The sequence below is a fragment of the Peribacillus sp. NPDC058002 genome (assembly GCF_042886655.1).
In the GTDB taxonomy this organism is placed as follows: Bacteria; Bacillota; Bacilli; order Bacillales; family DSM-1321; genus Peribacillus; species Peribacillus aracenensis.
This window is the reverse complement of record NZ_JBHVQU010000308.1, coordinates 1-3,718: the sequence shown is the minus strand read 5'-3', so window position 1 is coordinate 3,718 and position 3,718 is coordinate 1. Positions and strand designations below refer to the sequence as shown.

Annotated in this window: 4 protein-coding genes; 3 read left to right on the top strand and 1 reads right to left on the bottom strand. The window is 40.6% G+C overall.

Annotated elements, in window-relative coordinates:
- The 3 genes from ACFVSH_RS24035 to ACFVSH_RS24025 form a co-directional block, all read left to right on the top strand.
- Positions 1-906, top strand: a 906-nt coding sequence (locus tag ACFVSH_RS24035; protein ID WP_387708239.1) for a sugar kinase, incomplete at its 5' end; no start/stop codon positions are given.
- 17 nt (positions 907-923) lie between these two features.
- Positions 924-1,646 (top strand): GntR family transcriptional regulator, encoded by a 723-nt coding sequence (locus ACFVSH_RS24030; RefSeq protein WP_387595984.1) that lies wholly within the window; start codon positions 924-926, stop codon positions 1,644-1,646.
- Positions 1,647-1,701: 55 nt separating this feature from the next.
- Entirely contained in the window at positions 1,702-3,027 is a 1,326-nt protein-coding gene (locus tag ACFVSH_RS24025; protein ID WP_387595987.1) for a GntT/GntP/DsdX family permease, read from the top strand.
- A gap of 197 nt (positions 3,028-3,224) precedes the next feature.
- On the opposite strand, the gene yppF is transcribed toward ACFVSH_RS24025, so the two are convergent.
- Positions 3,225-3,407, bottom strand: coding sequence for a YppF family protein (gene yppF, locus ACFVSH_RS24020; RefSeq protein WP_081112928.1), 183 nt, complete (start codon positions 3,405-3,407; stop codon positions 3,225-3,227).
- Positions 3,408-3,718 lie beyond the last annotated feature (311 nt).

The window sequence follows — 3,718 nt, the reverse complement described above, 5'->3', positions numbered from 1 at the left end:
GGGGTAAACGTTGCTTCTGCGATGGCAAAGCTCGGACATGAGGGGTATATTGTGACAATGTTACCGGATAACCCACTTGGGGATTCCGCGATTTCATCTTTGCAGCGCTTAGGAATTGGAAGGAACTTCATCTCTAGAGGTGGCAAGTACTTGGGGATGTACTTTTTGGAAAATGGTTTTGGCCAGCGGGCGAGCCGTGTCACATATTCCAATCGACTGGAAAGCAGTTTCAATACAGCCTCCTTATCCGATTATGACATGGATATGATTTCGGAAAGTACGGATATCATCCATTTTTGCGGAATCACGCTTGCAATGGCGGAAAATGTACGGGAAAGTATGAAGGTGCTGGCTAGAAAAGTCAAAGAAAAAGGCGGTACAGTCTGTTTCGATTGCAACTACCGTCCCTCTTTATGGGAGGGAGGTTATGCCGGCGCAAAGCCTCATTATGAAGAAATGCTTGCTTTGGCCGATATCGTCATGATGAATGAGAAAGACGCCCTATATATTTTAGGAATGAAGTCTGAAGGCTCCACAAGGGAAGAACAGCTAAACGAGTTGATCCCTAAGGTGGCAAAAAAATTCAATATTCAGTCGATAGCAGGGACACACCGTTCAATCAACAGCGATAATAGCCATACGTTGAGGGGGTATATATACAAGGAAGAAACATTTTACTTTTCCGATATCCTATCATTTTCCGTATATGATAGAATAGGTTCAGGCGATGCTTACACCAGCGGAATCTTACATGGAGAATTACGAGGATATTCCCCTGAAAAGACAGTTCGGTTTGCGGCTGTTTCAGGAATGCTGGCATGTACTGTCGTTGGAGATACTCCTTTGGCAACCGAAAAGGATATACTCTCGGCAATGGAAGGTAAAATGGAAGATATTAAGAGATAAAAGGCAGGAGAATAGGAATGAATGTGAACAGAAAAAATGGACCGATGTATTTACAGATAAAAGAAATATTAAAGGATCGTATTTTACATGGGGTTTATGCCATCGACACAAACATTCCCTCTGAGCCTCTTTTGGAAGAAGAATTTAACGTAAGTAAGGTCACTGTCCGTAATGCAATCAAAGAACTCGTGCAAGAGGGGTATGTTGAAAAGAAAAGCGGCAAAGGCACTAGGGTCATAGCTAATGGTTCGATTGTCAAACTTTCCAAAGGGAAGCGTTTCACAGAACTGTTGGTGGAGGAAGGGCACTCCATTTTAAAAAAGGTGTTAAACATAAGTCATGTTGACCTTTCTTCAGACTCCAAGCTGCATTCTTTATTTGGTGAGCATTGCATAAGTATCGAACGGATATATTTATTGGACAATGAACCTTATATTTACTTTACACATTATGTTTCACTCGATATGAACGAAGAAGATATGAAAGAGCTCCAGATCAATTCATTGTACCGTTTTTTGGAAGATCAAAACGTCAAACTTGAAACATTCAGAGATGAATTTGCCGTTGCCATCGCTCCGGATCACATTTGCGAAACACTTAAACTCGAAAACAATAGTCCTGTATTAAAAAGGATTCGGATTTCCAGTGATGGGGACGGAAATGTTATGGAATACAGTGAAGGGTATTACAACACGGCTAAACAGAACTACATCGTGACATATAATGAGCCGATACAATAATCCAATTATTGTATCGGGCTGAATGTAAGCGATTTCAATGGGATGGGGAGAACATATGGATCTATATTTATTAGGAATCACGCTGATAGCCATCGTAATTGTTATTTTGGGGGTGTCCTGGTGGAAATGGCATGCATTCATTAGTTTGACTGTAGCCAGTTTATTTTTAGCAGTTTTTTCAGGACTGCCGATGGACAAGATTGTAGGAGCATATGAAACGGGTGTCGGAGCGGTCCTTGGTCACCTTATTGGAATATTGGCTTTAGGGACCATCTTAGGAAAGATGATGTCCGACTCTGGAGCCGGTATGCAGGTTGCTGACTTTTTCATTAATAAATTCGGCGTGAAGAACCTGCCGTGGGCCATGCTTTTATCTGGTTTCATCATAGGCATTCCGGTATTTTTCGAGGTCGGTTTAGTAATATTGCTGCCTTTGGTGATTTCCATTCGGAAATCAACCAAAATGAACATCTTGTTAATTGGTATTCCAGTACTTGCTGGTTTATCAATCGTACATGGGCTGGTACCTCCGCATCCTGGAGCCATGACAGCTATTGGAATCTATAATGCAAACATGGGACACGTACTTCTGTACTCATTGGTCATCGCATTCCCGACTGCTGTAATTGCCGGACCGCTATTCGCAAAATGGGTTCAAAAACGGGTTATTCCTGTTGGTGAACCGGAATTGATCCGGGTGGTAACAAAGTCTAGTGGGTTACCAGGGACTGGAGTTTCGTTCTTCATCATCCTTTTGCCTGTATTGTTGATGGTTTTAACTGTCTTGGCGCCATATTTGCCGCTACCGGGATCCATTGAAAAATTCTTATTGTTTATCGGAAGTCCGGTGATTGCCCTATTAATCTCCTGTTTTGCAGCTTACTATTTCTTGGGTTACAGACAGGGAATGGACAAATCGCTAATTAAAAAATTGACGGAAGAATGCTTATTGCCATTAGCCTCCATAATCCTTATTATCGGTGCTGGCGGAGGATTTAAGCAAATTTTAATTGATAGTGGCGTTGGGACTGCAATTGCTTCCATGTCTGAAGTAATTTCTTTATCACCGATCATTCTTGCTTTCCTTGTGGCCGGATTGATTCGGATTGCCACGGGTTCTGCAACCGTCGCTTTGACCACGGCAGCAGGAATCGTTTCACCGGTTGTTGCCAATATGACAGGTGTTAATCTAGAATTACTCGTTATTGCCACGGGCGCAGGCTCACTTATGTTTTCCCATGTTAATGATGCCGGTTTCTGGTTAGTAAAAGAATATATGGGATTAACCGTTAAAGAAACATTCAAAACATGGACAGTCATGGAAACCTTACTTTCCTTCGTGGCATTCGGTTTGGTTTTAATTTTGGATATATTCATTTAATTAAAGAAAATTTCTCAATGTCTGAATAAGTTACATTTACCTCCGTGAACTGTCTTGGGGTGACAGATCACGGAGGCTTTTATTTAGTTAAGAACATGCTGGGGAGGGAGTAAATGACTTAAAGCTAGGTCGATTGAGGAAACCAGAAACAAAACCATTCAGAATAGGAATAAGTATGACTGTGACAGGGTGTAGTTTCATCCAGAAGACGTTTGTTTTGCTCCTCGAAGATATAAGTCCTGACAGAGACTTCTATATTGGAAGATTGAGAGCTTCCCGTTTACATATTCATTCTGAATATAATCGAGTAATTCATTGGCATGATTAGGCTTTTGACGTTTTTCCTGAATATAATGGAGAATTAAAACTTCTATATTCACACACTCACCTTACTTGACAAGTATTTTTTTCCATTAACAATATAACATGGGCATTCAAAAAAATATCATTTTTTGAATATTTTAACTATCGACATATTTATACAAATAAAGGATCGATTCGGAATAGCGGTGGGAAATTTTATCGGGAAATGCAAAAAAAGAGCGATATTGTACTGACTTATTTTTAAGTCGGCACAAGAAAAAACCCTTGATAATTCAAGGGTTGGATTGTTAATTTAGGTGACGAAACTGATTTTACAAGGACTTCATGCTTGTATCTTTTGTACGGGTATAAGTGATAAGCGCAGCTC